Below are 19952 nucleotides of genomic sequence, written 5' to 3'. Positions count from 1 at the left end.
CGCCCGACCCTCAGTCGCCTGCCGAGACGGCCGCAGCGCCGTCATCGGCACCTGTGCTGCTTGCGCCGCTGACGTCGGCGGTCTTGCGCTTCACCTCGTCGGCCAGTTGTGCGATGAACTCAGCCAGCGGCACGTCGCGGCGCACCGGCTGGCCACGGGGATTCACGCCCACGGTGCCCGCCGCCACGTCGTCGTCGCCCACCACCAGCACGTAGGGCACTCTCTCCAGCTTGGCCCGCCTGATCCGAGCGCCCAGAGGATCATCTGCCGGCACGGTCTCGGCCCGGAAGCCCGCCTCGCCGAGCTGGGTCACCACCGACTCGGCGAACGAGTCGTGGTCGGCCCGCACGCCCAGCACCACCGCCTGGGTCGGCGCCAGCCACGGCGGGAACGCGCCCGCATAGTGCTCCACCAGCACCCCGAAGAACCGCTCGATCGATCCGAACAGCGCCCGGTGGATCATGATCGGCCGGTGCACCTCGCCGTCGGCGCCGGTGTAGCGCAGGTTGAACCGCTCGGGCAGGTTGAAGTCGACCTGGATGGTGGACAGCTGCCACGAGCGCCCGATCGCATCCAGCACATCGATGTCGATCTTCGGTCCGTAGAAGGCCGCCTCGCCTGCGGCCTCGGTGTAGTCGTGGTCACGCCGATCCAAGGCGGCCCGCAACGCCGCAGTCGCCCGCTGCCAGCCCTCGTCGTCGCCCACGTACTTCTCGGGATCCTGGGTGGACAGCTTGAACTCGAAGTCCTCGAAGCCGAACGCCTCGAGCACCGACAGCACGAAGTCCAGCAGGCGCTCGATCTCGTCGCCCAGCTGCTCGGGCGCCACGTACAGGTGGCTGTCGTCCTGGGTGAACCCCCGGATCCGCATCAGCCCGTGCAAGGTGCCCGAGCGCTCGTAGCGGTACACGGTGCCCAGCTCGAACAGCCGCAGCGGCAGCTCCCGGTACGAGCGCTGGCGCTGATTGAAGATCAGGCAGTGCATCGGGCAGTTCATCGGCTTGGGGTAATAGACGCCGTTGTCCATCTCCATCGGCGGGTACATGCCCTCGGCGTAGAAGTCGAGGTGCCCTGAGGTCTCGAAAAGCTGGGCGTTGGCCAGGTGCGGCGTGTAGACGAACTCATAACCGCCCGTCTCGTGGCGGTCGCGGCTGTAGTCCTCCATGATCCTGCGGATCACCGCACCCTTGGGGTGCCATACGGCCAGCCCGCCGCCCAGCTCGGCAGGGAAGCTCAGCAAGTCCAAATCAGTCACGAGCCGGCGGTGGTCGCGCTTGGCGGCCTCCTCCAGCCGCTCCAAGTGCGCAGCCAGTTCGGCCTTCGAGCCCCACGCGGTGCCGTAGATGCGCTGGAGCATCTGACGGTTCTCGTCGCCCCGCCAGTACGCGCCCGCCACCCGCATCAGCTTGAAGTGACTCAGCCGCCCGGTGTCGGGCACGTGCGGGCCGCGGCACAGGTCCACGAACTCGTCGGTGTTGCGGTAGGTGGTGATCACCCCGCCTTCGGGGCCCGACGCAGGGTCGTCAGCCTCGCCGTCGAGGATCTCGATCTTGTAGGGGTGCGCAGCGAACAGCTCATCGGCAGCCGCCCGGTCCACCTCGGCGCGGATGAACGGCTGGCGAGCCGCCACGATGGCCCGCATCTCGGCCTCGATCGCGTCGAGATCCTCGTCGGAGAATGTGCGCGGCCGCCCGCCGTCGTCGAGGCCCAGGTCGAAGTCGTAGTAGAAGCCGTCGGTGATCGGCGGCCCGATCGAGAACGTGGCACCCGGGTACAGCCGCAGCACCGCCTGGGCCAGCACGTGGGCGGTGGAGTGGCGCAGCACCTCGAGCCCCTCGTCCGACGACGGGAACACCAGCGACACCGAAGCGCCGTCGGGCAGGGGCCGGTTCAGGTCCAGCTGCTCGCCGTCGGCAACGGCGATCAGCGCGTCCTTGGCCGCCCGCCGCCCCAGCAACGCAGCAAGATCGGCGCCGGTCGCACCCGCAGCCAGCTGACGCGACTGCCCGTCGGGCAGCACCACCGTGACCGCGGCATGCCCGCCGCCGATGTCGCCTGGGTCGGCCCCGTCACCGCTCATAGAGACAGTTTCCTCGCCTCAGCCCTGCGATTGCGAGTTATTTGCGACGTGGCGGAAGCCGAACTGCATCGAGCGCACGTCATGGGGCGGGTGAGGGACCGCAGCGACTAGCCCCCGGTGCCGCCGGAGAAGACGATGTTGATCAGGATGATCAGGAAGAGCAGCCCGCCGAGCACCCAGAGCTTGTCGGCGAACTCGAAGCTCTTGAACTTCGCAAACGGGACCATCATCTTGTGCGGGTCCTCGAGCGTCTTTCCGTCGACCTTGCGGGTATCGGCGTCGCTCATGCGTTCTCCTGAAGAAGCTGTTCAGCGGCCGATGCCGCGGCTCGGGGGACCGGCTGCTCGCGCAACCAACGGGCAAGACTAGTGGTCTGACTCGGTCATGGCTGAGGGATTGCCGGCGGAATCCTGACGCTTGTGCACCCGTTGACCGAGACCGCTCCACGCCACCGGCTAGGTGCGCACGGCATCCGCGCCCAACAGCTCCCGCATCGGTCCGGCGAGCGTGCGGGCATCCACCCAGCGCGACTCCGGCAGCTGCACCACCGAGTCGCCCACCCGTATATGCACCGGCGCGTCGCCGGGGTAGTCCGACAGCATCTGCTCGAGCGCTTCCAGCCAGTGGTCGTCGATGTCCACCCGCTCCACATCCAGCGACACCGGCACGGGCCCCTTGCGCAGCTCCAGCGCCTCCACCTCGTTGGCGAGGAACGCCGTCTCTCCCTCGCCGCGACGGTCGGGGCGGCCCCGCACCAGCACTACGGCGTCTTCGGCCAGCGTGGCACCGGCGGCAGCGAAGCCCTTGGGGAACAGGGTGACCTCGATCGAGCCGGACAGGTCCTCGAGCATGAACCGGGCCATCGGATCGCCGCCGCGCGTGTAGCGCCGCTGCAGGCTCTGCACCACGCCGCCCAGCGTCACCCACTGCTGGCCGCCGTCGGGGTTGGGCGGCAGGTCGCCCAGGCCGCTGATCTGGCAGTCGGTCGCGCGCCGCAGCTGTGCCTCGCCGCCGCGCAGCGGATGGTTTGACACGTACAGCCCGAGCAGCTCCTTCTCCCACGCCAGCGTGTCGCGCTCGGAGGCCTCGATGTCGGGCACCTCGATGCGCTCGTCGAAGTCCGGCCCGTCGGCGTCGCCGCCGCCACTGGCCTGGCCGTTGCCGCCGCCGAACAGCGACTGCACCCCGGCTGCAGCCTCTTCTCGCCGTCGCAGCGCCGACTCGACGATCTGCTCGAACACGCGGAGCAGCCCCTCCCGGCTGTGCCCGCACGTCTCGAAGGCGCCCGCCTTGATGAGCGACTCGGTCAACCGCCTGTTGAGCACCTCACGCGGCACACGCATGCAGTAGTCCTCGAAGTCGGCGAACGGACCGTTGGCCGCACGCTCATCCAGGATCGGCACGGCCACCCTCTCGCCCACGTTGCGCACCGCCGACAGCCCGAACGGAATCGTCCGCCCGTCGGCGGTGAAGTCGAGCTCGGAGCGGTTGATGTCGGGCACCAGCACGTCGATCCCCGACTGGCGGCAGTCGGCCAGGTACACGCCGGCCTTGTCGATGTTGCGCTTCGAGCCGGTCAGCACGGCCGCCAGGAACTCGGTGCGGTGGTTGGCCTTCAGGTAGGCCGTCTGGTAGGCGATCAGCCCGTAGGCGAAGGCGTGGCTCTTGTTGAATGCGTAGTCCGCGAACGGCTCGATGATGTCGAACAGCTGCTTGCCCAGGTCCTCCGTGTAGCCCTTCGCCACGCTGCCTTCCACGAACTTGGTGCGGTGCTCGGCGATCTGTTCGCGGTTCTTCTTGCCGCACGCCTTGCGCAGATCGTCGGCCTCGGCCATGGAGTAGCCGGCGATCTCCTGGGCCACCCGCATCATCGACTCCTGGTAGATCATCAGCCCGTAGGTCTCGTCGAGCAGCTCGGCGAGATCGGGGTGCGGCGGCGTCGCGGGCTGGCGGCCGTTCTTGCGGTGGGCATAGCTGTTGTGCATGTCGGCGGCCATCGGCCCGGGCCGGTAGAGCGCCACCAGCGCGCAGATGTCCTCGAACCGGGTGGGGCGCATCGACTGGAGCAGCGACCGCACCGGTGTCGACTCCAGCTGGAACACGCCCATCGTGTCGCCGGCGCACAGCAACTGGAACGTGGCGGCGTCGTCCAGCGGCACCGCGTCGATGTCGAGCTGCGTGCCGCTGCTGCGCTCGACGAGCCCCACTGCATCGTCGATGATCGACAGCGTCCGCAGCCCCAGGAAGTCCATCTTCAGCAGGCCCAGGTCTTCCACGCCGCCCATGTCGAACTGGGTGACGATCGGGGCCTCTTCGGGGTCGGTGCCCGACTCGGGCTTGCGCTGGATGGGCAGGTACTCGGTGAGCGGCTCGGGGCTGATCACCACCGCGGCGGCGTGCACCGAGTCCTGCCGGATGAGGCCCTCGAGCCCGCGGGCCACGTCCACCACCTCGCGCACCTCTTCGTCGGTGGAGTACATGGTGCGCAGTTCGGCAGCGGCTGCATACCCGTCGGCGTGCTTGTCGTCGGGTTCGAGGCAGGCGCCCAGCGGGGTGTCGCGCCCCATGATCAGCGGCGGCATGGCCTTGGAGATGCGGTCGCCGAGCGAATACGGCTTGCCCAGCACACGGGCCGCGTCGCGCACCGCCGCTCGTGCCTTGATGGTGGAGAAGGTGATGATCTGCGCGACGTGGTCGTGGCCGTACTTCTGGGCCGCGTAGCGGATCATCTCGTCGCGGTAGCGGTCGTCGAAGTCGATGTCGATGTCGGGCATCGAGATGCGAGCCGGGTTCAAGAACCGTTCGAACAGCAGGCCGTACTTGATGGGATCGAGGTCGGTGATGCCCAGGCAGTAGGCCACCACGCACCCGGCCGCTGAGCCCCGGCCCGGCCCCACCCGGATGTTGTTCTCGCGGGCATGACGGATGAGGTCCCAGGTGATCAGGAAATAGCTGCTGAAGCCCATGTCGGAGATGACCCGCAGCTCATAGGCGATGCGCGCGGCAGTGTCTTCGGACACGTTCGAGCCCCAGCGCCGCTTCGCCCCCTCGAACGCCAGGTGCTCCAGGTAGGCGTCGGCATCGGCGTGAGGAGCTGGCACCTCGAAGTGCGGCAGCAGCACCTGCCCGAATTCGATGTTGGTCTCGGCCCGATCCGCGATCGCCAGCGTGTTGTCGCACGCCTCGGGGAACTCGCTGAACAGCTCGCGCATCTCCTTGGCCGACTTGAGATAGTGATGGTCGCCGTGGAACTTGAAGCGGTCGTGGTCGCTGCGCAGTGACCCGGTCTGCACGCACAGCAGCGCGTCGTGCGCGAGGGCATCGTGCTGGTGCGTGTAGTGCAGGTCGTTGGTGGCGAGCAGGGGGGCGCCGAGATCGTGGGCGAGCTGCAGCAGCTGCGGGTTGTTGTCTCGCTGGGCGCCGATGCCGTGGTCCTGCAGCTCTATGTACAGCGAGTCGCGCCCGAAGATGTCTTGCAGGCGTCCGGCCCGGCGGCGGGCCTCTTCGTAGTCATCGTTGAGCAACGCCTGCTGCACGACGCTCGCGAGGCATCCGGTGGTGGCCGTGAGCCCCTCAGAGTGTTCGGCGAACAGCTCCCAGTCCATCCGGGGCTTGTAGTAGTAGCCCTCGAGGAAGGCCCGGCTGGCCAGCTTGAGCAGGTTGCGGTAGCCGGCGTCGCTGTGGGCCAGCAGGGTCAGGTGGTAGTAGAGCTTTCCGCTGCCCTTGCCGTCGTCGCCGGTGTCGTCGACCTTGGCATTCTTCGCCCGGTTCCGCTTCGGGCGTTCGTGGCGGCTCTCGAGCGCCATGTAGGCCTCGGTGCCGATGATCGGCTTGATGCCGTACGTCTTGCAGGCCCGGTAGAAGTCGAGGACGCCGTACATGTTGCCGTGGTCGGTGATGCCCAGCGCCGGCTGGCCGTCAGCTGCCGCCGCCGCGACCACCTCATTGACGCGCGCCGCGCCGTCGAGCAGGGAGTACTCGGTGTGGGTGTGCAGGTGCACGAACGACGCTGCCACGCTGCGCTGCTCCTTGCGGGTGTATCGGCGGGCTGCCTCGCTCGGGGTCAGATCTGGCATCAACCGACCCTCGAATTGCCCGTTTGTCGAACATAGACCGGTCGCCTTGGCGCGCGGCGAACCCGCGGGCAGCTCACGACGCAAGGTGCGCAAAACCCCAAGAAACATGGTTGGACGGCCGCCCGCCGGGCTGCATCATGGAGGCATGGCCACCTCGCAACGCGCGCCGCACAGCGCGCCGGGCGCGCACGAGAGCGCTGACGCCGACGGCTCAGCTGCCGACGAGCTGACGGTCGATGAGCTGGAGCTCGACGCAGGCGCCGTGCTGCCCTGCGACGAGCTGAACAGCGTGCTCGTGGTCGACGATCCGCGCCCGGGCCTGTGGGAGCTGGTCGACAGCGGTTGGGCCGACGAGCACCTCCCCGAGCTGCCGGCGCTGGCGCTGGAGCAGGACCCGATCCACCGGCACAAGGACGTGCTCGCCCACACGATCGCCGTGGTGGCCCAGAGCCCGCCCCGCCTGCGGGTGCGCCTCGGCGCTCTGTTCCACGACATCGGCAAGCCGTTGACGCGCTCGTTCGATCACGGCGGCGTGACATTCCGCAATCACGAGGCCGTCGGCGCCAAGCTGACCCGCAAGCGCATGCCCAAGATGGGCTACGGCGCCGACATCACCGACGAGGTCGCCCGCCTCGTGCACCTGTCGGGCCGCTTCAAGGGGTACGACACCGGCTGGACCGACGCCGCGGTGCGCCGTTACGCCCGCGACGCCGGCCCGCTGCTGGGCGACCTGAACGACATGGTCCGCAGCGACTGCACGTCACGCAATGTGAAGCGGATCGAGGCCCTGCACGACGCGCTCGACCGCTTCGAAGTGCGCATCGCACGGCTGGCCCGCGAGCAGGCCCAAAAGGAGCTGCGGCCCGAGCTGAACGGCGACGAGGTGATGACCCATCTGGGCCTGGAGCCCGGCCCTGAGGTCGGCCGCGCGATGAAGTTCCTGCTCGAGCTGCGCCGCACGGAAGGCGAGCTCGGCGACGCCGAGGTGCGCCGCCGTCTCGATGACTGGTGGGCTGCCCAGACGCAGCAGTAGCGTCGGCGCCCGTGGACTGGGTCGCGAATCCTGAGGTCTGGATCTCTCTGGTCACGCTGACGGTGCTCGAGATCGTGCTCGGCATCGACAACGTGATCTTCATCTCGATTCTGGCGAGCCGTCTTGAGGGCTCGCCATCAGACACCGCGGGCGGCGCCAAGCGCTCACCCGCTGATCGCGCGCGCGTTGTAGGCCTCTCGCTGGCCATGGCCATGAGGGTGCTCCTGCTGCTCGGCATCTCGTGGATCGTGCGGCTGACGGCGCCGCTGTTCTCGGTGTTCGGCCACGAGCTATCCGGGCGCGACCTGATCCTGCTGGGCGGCGGGCTGTTCCTGCTGGGCAAGTCGACGTTCGAGATCCATCACAAGCTCGAAGGCGACGATCACCATGGCGATGAGGGCAAGGCCTCGACATCATTCGCCAAGGTGATCATCCAGATCCTCGTGCTGGACCTGGTGTTCAGCCTCGACTCGGTCATCACTGCGGTGGGCATGGCCGACCGGGTGGGCGTGATGATCGCTGCGGTCGTCATCGCCGTGGGCGTGATGCTGTGGTCGTCGGGCCCGGTGATGCGATTCGTCGGCAAGCACCCGACAGTGAAGATGCTGGCGCTGGCCTTCTTGTTGCTCATCGGCATGTCGCTGGTCGCCGAAGGCGCCGATTTCCACATTCCCAAGGGCTACATCTACTTCGCGATGGGCTTCGCGGTGTTGGTGGAAGCGCTCAACCTGCGGATGAAGCGCAACCGCCGGTCCAGCACGCCGCCCGTCGAGTTCCACGAGCGCCGGATGCCGGAGTTCTCATCTGCCGATGCTGACAGCGACGGCGGCGACACGCCTGCCGATGAACCAGACACCGCGCCCTAGGCGCCAGCGCCGCTCTCGCCCTCGTCTTCGCCGACCACGTCAACTTCGCTGATTCGTGCGTCCGCCGAGCGGTCTCCAAGCTGTTCGGCCAGCTCACGCAGGCGGTCCAGTGCTTTGTCATCGTCGAGTTCGCCGAGGAATTGCGGCAGCTTGATGCCTGCCTGACTCGCGACCTCATGCAGCGGCGGCAGTGCGCCCACGAGACCCGAGACGAAATTCGCAGTAGTGCCAGCTTGCCCATCGCCATTCGAGCCTGAATCCCAGACCGTGATCTTGTCGATCTTCAGGTTCGAGATCGCCTTCACCTGCTCGGCCACGAGGTTCGGCAGCTGCTCGGCGATCAGCAGCAGAGCGGCCTCCTGCGCCGCGCCGCCGCTGGCTGCCACCAGCGCACCCAGGCCCTCGGCCCTCCGGCTGAGCAGTGCCAGCAAGCCCAGCGCCTCGGCCTCCATGAGCAGTCGCTGACCGTCGGCCTCGCCGGCCTTCACGAGCCTGGTGCGGTCAGCCTCGGCTTCGGCCAGGGTTCTCACCCGCTCGCGCTCTACCTGGGCCGGCACCACGACGTCCGCTTTTTGCGCGGCCTTGTCACGCTCGGCCCGGACCCGTTCGGCCTCCGTCTCAGCGGCGAACGATTCCTGCTCGGCCTGGGCCTGGCTGACGCGTTCGGCGGCGTTGGCGGCGCGCTCGGCTTCGGCTTCCTGCTGTCGTCGCTCGCTGGCAGAGCGCGCAATCACGACGTGCGATTCGTTCTCGCCCTCGGTTGCGGTCGCGTTGGCCTGCGCCACGCGGATGCGCTGCTCGCGCTGTGCCTCAGCCGCGCCGATGTCACCGTCGCGCTCCTGCTCGGCCACCTTGATCTTCGCTTCGTTGATCGCACGGGCTGCGGCTTCGCGGCCCAGGGCGTCGATGTAGCCGGACTCATCGGTGATGTCCTGGATGTTGACGTTGATGAGGCGCAGGCCAACTTTGCGCAGCTCGAGTTCGAGCGATTCGGTGATGTTGGTGATGAGCTGCTCGCGGTCGGCGTTGATCTGTTCGATCGGCATGGTGGCGATCACCACACGCATCTGGCCGAAGATGATGTCGCGCGCCAAGTTCTCGATCTCCACGAGAGAGAGCCCGAGCAGACGTTCGGCGGCGTTCTGCATGACGCCTGGCTCGGTGGAGATGCCGACCGTGAACGTCGCTGGCGTGTTGACTCGAATGTTCTGCTGCGACAGCGCCCCTTGGAGCTTGATCTCGATCGGGATGGGCGTCAGGTCCAAGTAGGCGTAGCCCTGAACGATGGGCCAAATCAGATTGCCGCCGCCATGCAGGCACCGCGCAGACTGACCCTCTCCGCCGATGCGTCCATAGACGACCAGCACCCGGTCCGACGGGCAGCGCTTGTACCGGGACGAAATCCACAGCAGGGCAATCAGGAAGATGGCGAACAGGCCACCTGCGAGTGCGATGACGGCCATGACTACCTCTCAGTCGTTTGCCGTGACGACCGCGTGAGCGATCCTGCAATTGCAGTTGTTGCAGTCGCGCAGGCTAACGAGGCGCTACCAGCACGGTCGCCGGGTCGATGACGTCGATCACTTCGACCCGGGTTTGTGCCGCGAGATCGTCGTCTGCTTCGGTGTAGGCGTCGATCACCCGCATGCGTCCTTGAACAAGTACCTCGACCTTGCCCGGCCCTGCACGGTTCGCCAAGATCGTCAGATAGACGGTGCCGTGCTTGCCGACCGCGGATTGGTAGTCGACCGAGCCGCTCTCGCCGAGCTTCGAGAATGAGCGCCACAAGAAGCCGACGCCCAGAAAGACGGCGAACGCGACGGCGAGCGCAACCACCACCGCCACCACCGTCGAACTGCCGCCTTGTTTCATCAGCACGCCGGTCCAACCGAATGCGAATGCAAAGGCGACCAGCGAGCGGATGGACAGGAACCCGCCAGTCGAATCATCCTCGGCGACGTCGAAGTCGGTGCCTACCCCGAACGCGAGCAGCACCAGCTGCCCGAGGAGAAGGAAACTCGCGATGAAGCCGATCGCATAGAAGATCTGCAGATCGCCTGTGAGCGCCTGCCACCAATCGCCCATGTCAGCCTCCTGGGGTGAACTCTAGGCAGTAACGCCGGGCGAGAGTTCTGCAGGCCCGACGGGACGCGGCGCTGGCTCCGGCTGAGCGAATGCGAGCCTTAGCTGATCCTGCGTTCGGTCAGGCCGCCAGCTGGCGTCCACGTCTCCACGACGAGATGCTGGCCGTCGACGCGCACCAGCACGGCCCGGGCGATCCTGGCCGTGAACAGTGCCATCGGGGTCGCGTCGTCGATCTCGTGATGATGCCCACGCAGGAATGTGTCGAGCTGGGCGTCGTCGGCGGGCACCGCCGTGCCCTCGATGCGGGCATCGCCTGCTTTCAGTTCCCCGCTCTCGGGCGCTGAGTGCAGCCCGAACCGGGGATCGCGCCGCAAGTCGGCGGCCTTGGTCGAGTTACGGTCCATTCCCAGCCAGAGGTGGCCGTCGCGTATGGGGGCTTCCATGCCGGACATCCGTGGTGAGCCGTCTCGACGCAGCGTGGCCATCACCGCATGCAGGTGGCTCCCGAATCGCTGCTGCACCCTGTGGGCCAGCTCGGGGCACGCGGCAGCGAAGCCGCCCCAGCTCACATCGCCGCCCTGCGCGCCCATCTGGCCACCTCCGCTGTTCGTCCTGCGTGATTCTGCACCAGCGCTGTGGGTACGGTCGGCCACCGTGAGGCCGGCACGAGCGACAGCAGCGCTGATTGCGGTCGCGCTCCTGGCTGGTGCGTGCGCTACGACCTCTGGCGATGGTGCCGGGCGGACGTTCGTGGAGACGGTGGACCCCGCGTTTGCCCCAGCGGCGCCTGCGGTGACTGCACCCCCAGCTCTGCAGACCATCCCGCCGGCCGGCACGAAGGGCGGAGCCTCGGCGACGGCGAGTCCTGCCGTTCCCGCCGATTCCGCTGAAGCGATTGGCACCGCCGGTGCCTCGGACACAGCGGTCACCGCACCGGCGTCGTCGACACCGCCGACGATCGCCCCGCCCGTCGCCGCCCCGTTGCTCACCGAGACCAGGTTCGCGCTCGCGCCCGTCGCGGACGTGCCGGTGCCGATTGCGCTCGCAGCCCGGCCCGGGACGGGCCAGCGGTATGTGGCCACGCTGACCGGTCAGGTGTGGCTGCTGGACCCCGCCGACGGCCGAGACGCCGAGGGTGCGGCCGACGCCGGGGCCGCTCCGCAGCTCGTTGCCGACATCGGTTCGAGAGTCAGCCAAGGGTGCGAGAACGGGCTGCTCGGAATCACCTTCTCGCCCGACGGCGACCAGCTCTACCTCAGCTACACCGACACGGCCCGCAACAGCCGCGTCGCCGTGATGCCGATGGACGGCGAGACGCCCCAGACCGACCGGCGCCGCGTGCTGCTGGCGCTCGATCAGCCGGCGTGCAACCACAACGGCGGCGACCTCACCTTCGGGCCCGACGGCAACCTGTGGATCGGATTCGGCGACGGCGGCGGCGCGGACGACGTCTTCGGCCAGGGCCAGGACCACTCCACGCTGCTGGCCACCATCGCTCGCATCGACCCGAACCCCGCCTCGGGGCAGGGCTACGGAATTCCCGCGGGCAACCCGTTCCCCTCCGGCGACGCACCCGAAGTGTGGGCGTACGGCGCCCGCAACCCGTGGCGGTTCTCGTTCGACCGGCTCACCGGCGACCTCTGGATCGCCGATGTGGGCCAGAACCGCATCGAGGAGATTCACGTGCTGCCCGCTGCCGATGGCTGGTCGCCGGGCGCCAACCTGGGCTGGCCGCTGTTCGAGGGCAACGAGCGGTTCTCGCGCGGCGAGGCGCCCACCGATCTCGTCTTCCCCGTCTACACCTACACCCACGACGACGGCTGTTCAGTGACAGGCGGCTACGTCTACCGGGGCAGTGCCATTCCGGCGCTGCAAGGCACGTACGTGTTCGGCGACTACTGCACAGGAGACCTGTGGGGCCTCGTCCGCGGCGCCGACGGCACCGCCGAACGCATCGACCTCGGCGTGTCAGTGCCGCGCAACACGCTCGTGTCCTTCGGCGAGGACGCCGCTGGCGAGCTCTACGCCCTCAGCGCCGCCGGCACAGTGTTCCGCCTACAGCAGACAACCATTCCGTAGCAGCGTTGCCGGAGAAACACTACGAGGTAGCAGTGGCGGGGGCAGGAGATTCTGCGACGTTGCGACCTGCTGGATCGCTGGTCGCAGAATCTCCTGCCCCCGCCGCAGCGGGCCCATACGGCGGGCTTACTCGGTGTCGCCCGCTGGCTGCCAGTCGCCCCAAGTGACGTCGGTGATGAGGCGATGCATCCACCGGGGTTGACCGGTCTCGATGCCCCACACGCTCACACCGCGCCCGCGATCGCGGATCCAGCCGATGAGCGACTCGATAGAGCCCGATCCGTAGATGAGATGGCTGTCATCGGGCGACCAGATCGCGACCCGTGTCGGTGCAGGCAGCGTGTGCACGAGCTCCACGTCATCATCGGGCGAGCCCGGTGTGTGAAGGTAGAGCGCCTCCCGCTCGGGCACACCGTCGCCGTCGTCATCATGCTGCGCGACATACGCGACTCGGTCGTCATCGGACCACGACAGCGAATTGCCAGATTCCGCAAGCGTGGTCACCTCGCCCGTGCCATCAGCTCGCTCTGCGCGGGCGACCAAACCTGTGATGTTGCCGTCGTCATCGCGCACTATCTCGCTGTATGAGATGTACGTGCCGTCCTCCGACCAGAAGATCCAGCCATAGACGGACGGGGAAACCTCGCCGATGAACCGCTTCGAACTCCCGTCGCGATGGGCCACCCACGACAGCTCGGGCAGGATGTAGTCGGTCACGGGGCGGTCGGTTGCTTCCCCGTACTCGAGGTAGGCACTGTCGGGCGACCACCCCAGGAACTCCACCTTCTCAGCGATGCGCACCGGTTCGGCGTCGCCGTCCACCGACTCGATGCGCAACTCCGCCGAGCAGTCGTCTGAATCGATGGCTTCGTACGCGAAGTGCTTCCCATCAGGCGACCACGGGTTGACGATGACCAGGCTCCAGGCGTGGTAATGGACCGGGCCGATCTCGCGTGTCTCGCTGCCGTCGGCAGACGCGATCCACAAGCTCCAGCCCTCATGGGTCGGGTCGGCCTCGCATTCGTGCGGGGTGGCGTAGAGAAGGTGCCTGCTGTCCGGCGACCAGCGCAGGATGACGGCATCGTCGGCGAGTGTGACCGGCGGGGTGCTGCCGTCGGTCGGTTCGATGCGCAGTTCGTTGACGTCCTCGCCCGTCTCGGGATCGGTGTGGTCGGTGACGTAGGCCATGTAGGTGCTGTCACGCGACCAGATGAAGTCGCGGATGTCGCCGTAGTACCAGGTGCGCACATCCATCTGGCCCAAGCTGCGCTGCGGAGTGCCGTCGGCGTCGAACAGCAGGGCCTCGAAGGAATCGAGTCGGTCGTTGTCGTTGGTGTCGGCGTTGTTCCAGACGAGGAGGTGCTCGCCGTCGGGCGACCGCCAGGGCCACGTGCCCTCGGGCACTGCCAGCTCAGCCTCGCCATCGGGCGCTGCCACCAGCACCTGCTTCTCATCGTCGGCCCATGTCAGCCGTCCGTCGCCGTCGTGCCATTCCCAGCCGTTGTGGTCGACGCTGCGGAGGATGCGTTCGCTGCCGTCGGCCCGAACCGTGAACAGCGTGGAGCCGATGCCCCGGATGCCCGATGCCTGGGTGAGCGCCAGGAATGGCGGACGCTCGTGTTCGTCGGCGACAGCGGGTCGAATTCGCTCACCCCTGCTGATGGCCTCGAACGTTGTGCGTGCGTTGCCGGTGAGCGTTGCCACCTCCACGGCGGGGGACGGCGTGTCGGTTGCAAGCGCAACCCGCTCCACCGAGACGTCGGACTCGATCGCTTCCAGCACCGCTTCGACCGCCGCCTCCGCGGCCAGGCCGTGCTCGTCGGCGAGCCCGGCGAAGATGATCCGCGCCGGCCGGTAGTCGGCGATCAGCGACGCCGTGGCCTCGGACAGCCCGTCGGCGATGGTGCCGGGCGAGAAGTAGGTGATCGCGACATCTTCGAAACCTGCGGCGAACTCCCTCGCAGTATTGATGTCAGCGTCGTTCCAGCCGTCGGCCACGATCAGCACCATGGTGTCGGGGCCCACGCGCTCAGGCGTGTCCAGCACGATGCGGGCGGCTGCAGCAGAAGTCTCGGTACGAGTGGTGCCGTCAAGCTGCTGAATCACGGCCCAGCGGTAAGCCGAACGCACTGCTGCGGTCAACTCATCCATGACCGCCGGCGGCACCGCCGCCGGGCCGCCGATAACCATCACGCGGTCAGGTTCGAACTCTGCGATGAGCGCCGTGAGCTCGGCGGGCACCCCGTCGGCGCCCACACACGCGACGGCCGCGTTGCGGGAATGGCGAGCCAGCTCCGCGGCTGTTGCCGTGTCGGCCGAGCGTTCGCAGTTCGCCAGCACCAGCGTCAGGTTGGGTCCATGACGCACCAGATTCGCTGGTGACTCGTGCGCCGCTGCGGGCGTCGCCAGCAGCACGGAGCCCAGCAGGGCTGCGAGCACCACTGCTGCAGCGACAGCTCGCGCCCGCCTCCCGCGCCGCCGACCCGGCAGTGCGTGCGGACTCGCATATGCATGAAACATCTTCATCGGGGCGGAATGCTATCGCTGGGTTGCCGAGCGACTGGGCTGCGGCCGATGCTCAGCGGGGCTGCCATTCGCCCCAGGTGATGTCGGTGACCACGCGATGCGTCCAGCGCGGCTCGCTCGTGGCCACGACCCACGCATCCGAGCCGCGCCGGCGGTTGATGAACCAGTCCAGGAGGAGCTCGGTGGGACCCGACACGTACCCGATGTAGTCGCCGTCGGGCGACCACCGACCGCCCAGCGTGATGTCTGAGAGCTCGTACACGAGGGTCACGTCGGCATCCGCCGAACCGGCGGTGTGAACGCGCAGCGCACGCCGGTCGATTGCGTCGTCGCCGTACTCGTCGAGGTGCGAGACGTACGCGAGACGCTGGTCGACCGGCGACCAGGCCACCACGTTCCCCCGCTCGGCGAGGACCGCCGGCCCGCCGATGCCGTCAGCCCGCTGTACGACCGGCCGGCCGCCGATGACGTTCCCGTTGGGGTCACGCAGCGTCTCGGTGTACGCCAGGTGTTCGCCGTCGGCCGACCACAGCACCGACCCGAACACGGTGGGCCTGGCCTCGCCGAGCTCGCGCCGATCGCTGCCGTCGAGCCGCACCACCCACGCATGCTCACGCAGCGGCACACCCTTGCCCGGCGTGCCCACGGTGATCCCGTAGCCCAAGTGGGTGCCGTTGGGCGACCAGCCGAGCAGCCGGCCCTCGGCAATCGGCGCGAGCGCAGTGGCCTCGCCGCCGACCGTGGTCACCTTCAGGTGCTGCGAGCAGTCGGCCGGGTCGAGCGACTCGTAGGCGACATGGGCGCCGTCGGGCGACCACATGTACAGCAGGCGCCACTGGATGCGCTGGATGAAGCCCAGGTCGCGGGCGTCGCTGCCGTCGGTCGTCCCGATCCATAGCATCTGGCTCTCGTCTCGCCCGTTGCCGTCGCAGTCGCTCGGGGTGCCGTAGGCGAAATGGCTGCCATCGGGCGACCAACCCAGGAAGGTCACGTCGGGGCCCAGGGTGACGGCCGGCGCCGATGCATCGGTCGACCAGATGCGGGCGACCGGAGTCGTGTCGCCGGTGTCGCCCTCGGCGACCAGCTCGACGTAGGCGAAGTGCTTCCCGTCGGGAGACCATGCCGACAGGGGCAAGTCTGCATAGAGGAACGTGCGGTAGTCGACCAGGCCGATTCGCCGGAGACCTCGCCCGGCCGCGGTGGCAATGTGCGCCGTCGTGCGGTTGCGGGCACCGAATGCGGAGGGTCCAGCGAAGCTGAAGGTGACGACGTGGCTGCCATCGGGCGACCAGACCGGGTACTGACCCGGTTCGAACAGGACGCTGTCGTCGCCGGCGAGCCCGGAGACTCGCAGCCGTCCGTCGAGGCCGGTCCAGCTCAACTGGCCGCTGCTCGGGTTCCACGCCCAGCCCCGGTGTTCTGTCGAGTGCAGCTGGCGCCCCGAGCCGTCAGCGCGAACCGTCCAGAGCCGGTGTCCGCGCCCCGAGCCCAGGCGGCCGCGCGCCGAGCTCGCCGCCAGGACCGGTGCTTGCTCGTCGGTCACCGCTCCGGGCCGGTGCGTGCCCTCGACGATGGACGTGAAGATCTCGCGGGTCCGCTCGACCGTCGGCGACGCCTCGGGAGTGAAGAAGCGAGGTTCGCCGGCTTCGGCGACTCGCTCAATGTCCACGGTCAGCTCGTGTGCGTCGAGCGTTGCTTCGATTGCCGCCTCGGTGACCGACCCCGCCTCGTCTGGCAGGCCCACCACGACGACCCGGGCAGGCCGGTAGTCGGCGATCAGTGCAGCCGTGGCGGCGGGCAGACCGTCCGCAATCGTGCGAGGCGAGATGTAGGCAACGGCAGCATCGGCAATCTGCTCGGCAACGTCGGCCGCTGTGCGGACCTCGCTGCCGTTCCAGCCGTTGGCCACGATGAGGGTGACCGCGTTGGGGCCAGCCACGTCGGGGTGTTCCAGCGACACGCGCGCCGCCAGTGCGGCGGTGTCGATCCGGGTGGCGCCGTCGAGGCGCTCGACGATTGCCCAGCGGTACGCCGCTCGCACGGCTTCCGTCAGCTCGGCCATCACTGCAGGCGGCACCACAACCTCGCCGCCCACCACGATCACGCGGTCGGGTGCGAAGTCGGCGATCAGCGCGGCGGTGTCCGGAGACAGGCCGCTCGGATCGACGCACACCTTTGCCGCGTTGCGGGCGTGGGCCGCGAGCGCCTCGGCGACCGCGTTGTCGGCGGGGCCGGGACAGCTCGCCACCACCAGCGTCAGATTCGGCCCGCTGCGCACCAGGTTCGATGCACGCTGCGCCGCAGCCGGCACGGCAGGCAGAGCAAGCGCCAGCGCCGCGACCAGCGCCACTGCCGCCTTGACGATTCTCGAGCGGGGCAGGCCTTGGCGCGTCACGGACGAAGTCTCCACGAACGCGGCACGTTAGCCACGCCTGCGAGCGGTGCCTGACCGGCTCAGCCCTGGCCGGTCAGCTTGCGATTCTTGATCTTGGCCTTGACGTAGTCGCGGTTCATGAACGCGATGAAGTCGAGGCTGATCTCCTTCGGGCAGGCTTCAGTGCACTCCCCGTGATTGGTGCACGAGCCGAAGAACTGCTCCATCGTCTCCACCATGGCCTCGGTGCGCTCCCAGCGCTGGGGCTGGCCCTGGGGGATCAGGTTGAGATGCGCCAGCTTCGCCGAGGTGAACAGCTGCGCCGCCGAATTGGGGCAGGCCGCCACGCACGCCCCGCAGCCGATGCACGCAGCTGCGTCCATCGAGGTGTCGGCGGCTTCCTTCGGCACCGGCGTCTGGTTGGCGTCGCCGACCGCGCCGGTGTTGACCGAGATGTAGCCGCCGGCCTCGATGATGCGATCGAACGAGCTGCGGTCAACCACCAGGTCGCGCACCACCGGGAAAGCCTTCGCCCGGAACGGCTCCACCGTGATGACGTCGCCGTCGGTGAACTTGCGCATATGCAGCTGGCAGGTAGTTGTGGCCAGTTCGTGCCCGTGCGCCCGACCGTTGATCATGAGGCTGCACATGCCGCAGATGCCCTCGCGGCAGTCATGGTCGAACTCGATCGGGACGTCGCCGCCCTCGATGAGCCGCTCGTTGATGATGTCGAGCAGCTCCAGGAACGACATGTCCTCGCTGATGTTCGGAGCGTCGAAGGTGTGGAACCGTCCCGGCGCATCGGGTCCGTCCTGGCGCCAGATGCGCAGCGTGAGGCTCAAGGTGCCGCCGTGGCTGGCCTGGCCGTTCGTCCCGCTCACTTGTAGCTCCGCTGTGTCAGTGCCACTTCGGTGAACTCCAGCTCCTCGACGTGACGGGTCTGCACCGTGCCGGTGTCGTGCCATTCCCAAGCGGCGACGTGGGCGAAGTTCTCGTCGTCGCGCTGCGCCTCTCCCTCGGGCGTCTGGTGCTCGGCCCGGAAGTGGCCGCCGCAGCTCTCCTCGCGCACGAGCGCGTCGCGGGCCATCAGCTTGGCCAGCTCGAAGAAGTCGGCCACCCGCCCGGCCTTCTCCAGGCTCGAGTTCAGGTTGGCCCCCGAGCCCGGCACCCGCAGATCGGCCCAGAACTCGGCCTCCAGCGCCGGGATCTCCGACAGGGCCTTCTCGAGGCCGGCGGAGGTGCGCTCCATGCCGATGTAGTCCCACACGATCTTGCCCAGCTCCCGGTGGAACCAGTCCACCGAGCGGGTGCCGCCGATCGACAGGAACCGCTGCGTGGCGTCGTTCACCTCCGACACTGCCTGGGCGAACACCGGGTCGCTGAGCGGCACCACCGGCTCGCCCAGGCGGGCCGCCAGGTCGTCGCCGATCGTGTACGGCAGCACGAAGTAGCCGTCGGCCAAGCCCTGCATGAGCGCCGAGGCGCCCAGCCGGTTGGCCCCGTGGTCGGAGAAGTTGGCCTCGCCGATGGAGTAGCAGCCGGGCACCGTGGTCATCAGGTGGTAGTCGACCCACAGCCCGCCCATCGTGTAGTGGATGGCCGGGTAGATGCGCATCGGCACTGCATAGGGGTTCTCTCCCGTGATGCGCTCGTACATGTCGAAGAGGTTCCCGTACTTCGCCGCCACGGCGGGATGGCCGTCGCGCTCGATCACCTCGGAGAAATCGAGGTACACGCCGTTGCGCAGCGGCCCTACGCCCTTGCCCTGGTCCACCACGGTTTTGGCGTTGCGGCTGGCCACGTCGCGCGGCACCAGGTTCCCGAAGGCCGGGTACTTGCGCTCGAGGTAGTAGTCGCGCTCCGACTCCGGAATCAGGTCCGGCGAGCGGGCGTCGTCGAGCTGTTCGGGCACCCAGATGCGGCCGTCGTTGCGCAGCGATTCCGACATCAGCGTCAGCTTCGACTGGAACTCGTCGCTGGCGGGGATGCAGGTGGGATGGATCTGCGTGTAGCAGGCGTTGGCGAAGTAGGCGCCCCGCCGGTGCGCCCGCCACGCGGCGGTGACATTGCACGCCATGGCGTTGGTGGACAGGTAATAGACGTTGCCGTACCCGCCGGTGGCCAGCACCACGGCGTGACCGGTGTGAGCGGCGATCTCGCCCGAGATGAGGTCACGGGTGACGATGCCGCAGGCCCGCCCGTCCTTGGTGACGAGGTCGAGCATCTCGGTGCGCGTGTAGAGCTCGACGCTGCCCGCCGCCACCTGCTTGGCGAGCGCCTGGTAGGCGCCCAGCAGGAGCTGCTGGCCGGTCTGGCCGCGGGCGTAGAACGTGCGGCTGACCTGCGCGCCGCCGAACGATCGGTTGTCGAGCAGGCCGCCGTACTCGCGTGCAAACGGCACGCCCTGGGCAGCGCACTGGTCGATGATGTTCAGCGACACCTCGGCCAGGCGGTGCACGTTGGCCTCACGGCTGCGGTAGTCGCCGCCCTTGACGGTGTCATAGAACAGCCGGTGCACCGAGTCGCCGTCGTTGGTGTAGTTCTTCGCCGCGTTGATGCCGCCTTGGGCAGCGATCGAGTGCGCCCTGCGGGGCGAGTCGTGGAACGTGAACACCTTCACCCGGTAGCCCAGCTCCGACAGCGATGCCGCCGCGGAGGCGCCCGCCAGGCCGGTGCCCACCACGATGATCTCGAAGCGGCGCTTGTTGTTCGGGTTGACGAGCTTCATGGAGAACTTGTGGTCGGTCCACTTGTCGGCCATCGGCCCGTCGGGCACGCGGGAGTCGAGCATGCCGTTCACTGCGCCATTCCCACCGCTGTGTGATTCAGCCAT

General features: G+C 68.2%; 13 protein-coding genes. 3 read left to right on the top strand and 10 right to left on the bottom strand.

The genetic code is table 11. The features are described from left to right. Window positions 1–10: 10 nt before the first annotated feature. The 3 genes from thrS to dnaE form a co-directional block, all read right to left on the bottom strand. Entirely contained in the window at window positions 11–2080 is a 2070-nt protein-coding gene (gene thrS / locus VI480_RS04450; protein WP_323671612.1) for a threonine--tRNA ligase, read from the bottom strand. 107 nt (window positions 2081–2187) lie between these two features. Then, window positions 2188–2367: a hypothetical protein gene (locus VI480_RS04445; protein ID WP_323671611.1), complete on the bottom strand. Its 180-nt coding sequence runs from the start codon at window positions 2365–2367 to the stop codon at window positions 2188–2190. Window positions 2368–2535: 168 nt separating this feature from the next. Continuing rightward, window positions 2536–6156: a DNA polymerase III subunit alpha gene (dnaE, locus tag VI480_RS04440; protein ID WP_323671610.1), complete on the bottom strand. Its 3621-nt coding sequence runs from the start codon at window positions 6154–6156 to the stop codon at window positions 2536–2538. Window positions 6157–6301: 145 nt separating this feature from the next. Here dnaE and VI480_RS04435 point away from each other — a divergent pair, with 145 nt between their 5' ends. Further along, entirely contained in the window at window positions 6302–7189 is an 888-nt protein-coding gene (locus VI480_RS04435) for an HDIG domain-containing metalloprotein (RefSeq protein WP_323671609.1), read from the top strand. 11 nt (window positions 7190–7200) lie between these two features. Next, entirely contained in the window at window positions 7201–8055 is an 855-nt protein-coding gene (locus VI480_RS04430; RefSeq protein ID WP_323671608.1) for a TerC family protein, read from the top strand. Here the strand turns inward: VI480_RS04430 and VI480_RS04425 are convergent. The 3 genes from VI480_RS04425 to VI480_RS04415 form a co-directional block, all read right to left on the bottom strand. Then, window positions 8052–9518 (bottom strand): flotillin family protein, encoded by a 1467-nt coding sequence (locus tag VI480_RS04425; protein ID WP_323671607.1) that lies wholly within the window; start codon window positions 9516–9518, stop codon window positions 8052–8054. The genes VI480_RS04430 and VI480_RS04425 overlap by 4 nt on opposite strands. Before the next feature lie 73 nt (window positions 9519–9591). Continuing rightward, complete coding sequence (locus VI480_RS04420) at window positions 9592–10140, bottom strand: hypothetical protein (protein WP_323671606.1); 549 nt, start codon at window positions 10138–10140, stop codon at window positions 9592–9594. A 98-nt stretch (window positions 10141–10238) separates the two neighbouring features. Further along, window positions 10239–10730, bottom strand: coding sequence for a pyridoxamine 5'-phosphate oxidase family protein (locus VI480_RS04415; protein WP_323671605.1), 492 nt, complete (start codon window positions 10728–10730; stop codon window positions 10239–10241). 64 nt (window positions 10731–10794) lie between these two features. On the opposite strand from VI480_RS04415, the gene VI480_RS04410 reads away from it, so the two are divergent. Then, window positions 10795–12219 (top strand): PQQ-dependent sugar dehydrogenase, encoded by a 1425-nt coding sequence (locus VI480_RS04410; protein WP_323671604.1) that lies wholly within the window; start codon window positions 10795–10797, stop codon window positions 12217–12219. A gap of 126 nt (window positions 12220–12345) precedes the next feature. Here VI480_RS04410 and VI480_RS04405 read toward each other — a convergent pair whose 3' ends face one another. Genes VI480_RS04405 through VI480_RS04390 form a run of 4 tightly spaced genes read right to left on the bottom strand, consistent with a single transcriptional unit; the run spans window position 12346 to window position 19952 of the window. Beyond that, the gene (locus tag VI480_RS04405; RefSeq protein ID WP_323671603.1) at window positions 12346–14745 is read right to left on the bottom strand and encodes a hypothetical protein; all 2400 of its coding nucleotides are present in this window, start codon (window positions 14743–14745) and stop codon (window positions 12346–12348) included. A gap of 52 nt (window positions 14746–14797) precedes the next feature. Next, a complete protein-coding gene (locus VI480_RS04400) occupies window positions 14798–17155 on the bottom strand; it encodes a hypothetical protein (protein WP_323671602.1) in 2358 nt (785 codons plus the stop codon). 44 nt (window positions 17156–17199) lie between these two features. After that, entirely contained in the window at window positions 17200–17961 is a 762-nt protein-coding gene (locus VI480_RS04395; protein ID WP_416246640.1) for a succinate dehydrogenase/fumarate reductase iron-sulfur subunit, read from the bottom strand. Window positions 17962–17996: 35 nt separating this feature from the next. After that, window positions 17997–19952: a fumarate reductase/succinate dehydrogenase flavoprotein subunit gene (locus tag VI480_RS04390; protein ID WP_323671600.1), complete on the bottom strand. Its 1956-nt coding sequence runs from the start codon at window positions 19950–19952 to the stop codon at window positions 17997–17999.

The sequence above is a fragment of the Candidatus Poriferisodalis multihospitum genome (genome assembly GCF_028283155.1).
In the GTDB taxonomy this organism is placed as follows: domain Bacteria; phylum Actinomycetota; class Acidimicrobiia; order Acidimicrobiales; family Poriferisodalaceae; genus Poriferisodalis; species Poriferisodalis multihospitum.
Note: the sequence above shows the minus strand (reverse complement) of the source record. Positions and strands in the feature narration are given on the sequence as shown.

Excerpts from the sequence above, each read along its gene's own strand:
- thrS (WP_323671612.1), bottom strand. The coding sequence starts at position 2,080 with ATGAGCGGTGACGGGGCCGACCCAGGCGACATCGGCGGCGGGCATGCC.
- VI480_RS04445 (WP_323671611.1), bottom strand. The coding sequence starts at position 2,367 with ATGAGCGACGCCGATACCCGCAAGGTCGACGGAAAGACGCTCGAGGAC.
- dnaE (WP_323671610.1), bottom strand. The coding sequence starts at position 6,156 with ATGCCAGATCTGACCCCGAGCGAGGCAGCCCGCCGATACACCCGCAAG.
- VI480_RS04435 (WP_323671609.1), top strand. The coding sequence starts at position 6,302 with ATGGCCACCTCGCAACGCGCGCCGCACAGCGCGCCGGGCGCGCACGAG.
- VI480_RS04425 (WP_323671607.1), bottom strand. The coding sequence starts at position 9,518 with ATGGCCGTCATCGCACTCGCAGGTGGCCTGTTCGCCATCTTCCTGATT.
- VI480_RS04420 (WP_323671606.1), bottom strand. The coding sequence starts at position 10,140 with ATGGGCGATTGGTGGCAGGCGCTCACAGGCGATCTGCAGATCTTCTAT.
- VI480_RS04415 (WP_323671605.1), bottom strand. The coding sequence starts at position 10,730 with ATGGGCGCGCAGGGCGGCGATGTGAGCTGGGGCGGCTTCGCTGCCGCG.
- VI480_RS04405 (WP_323671603.1), bottom strand. The coding sequence starts at position 14,745 with ATGAAGATGTTTCATGCATATGCGAGTCCGCACGCACTGCCGGGTCGG.
- VI480_RS04390 (WP_323671600.1), bottom strand. The coding sequence starts at position 19,952 with ATGGCTGAATCACACAGCGGTGGGAATGGCGCAGTGAACGGCATGCTC.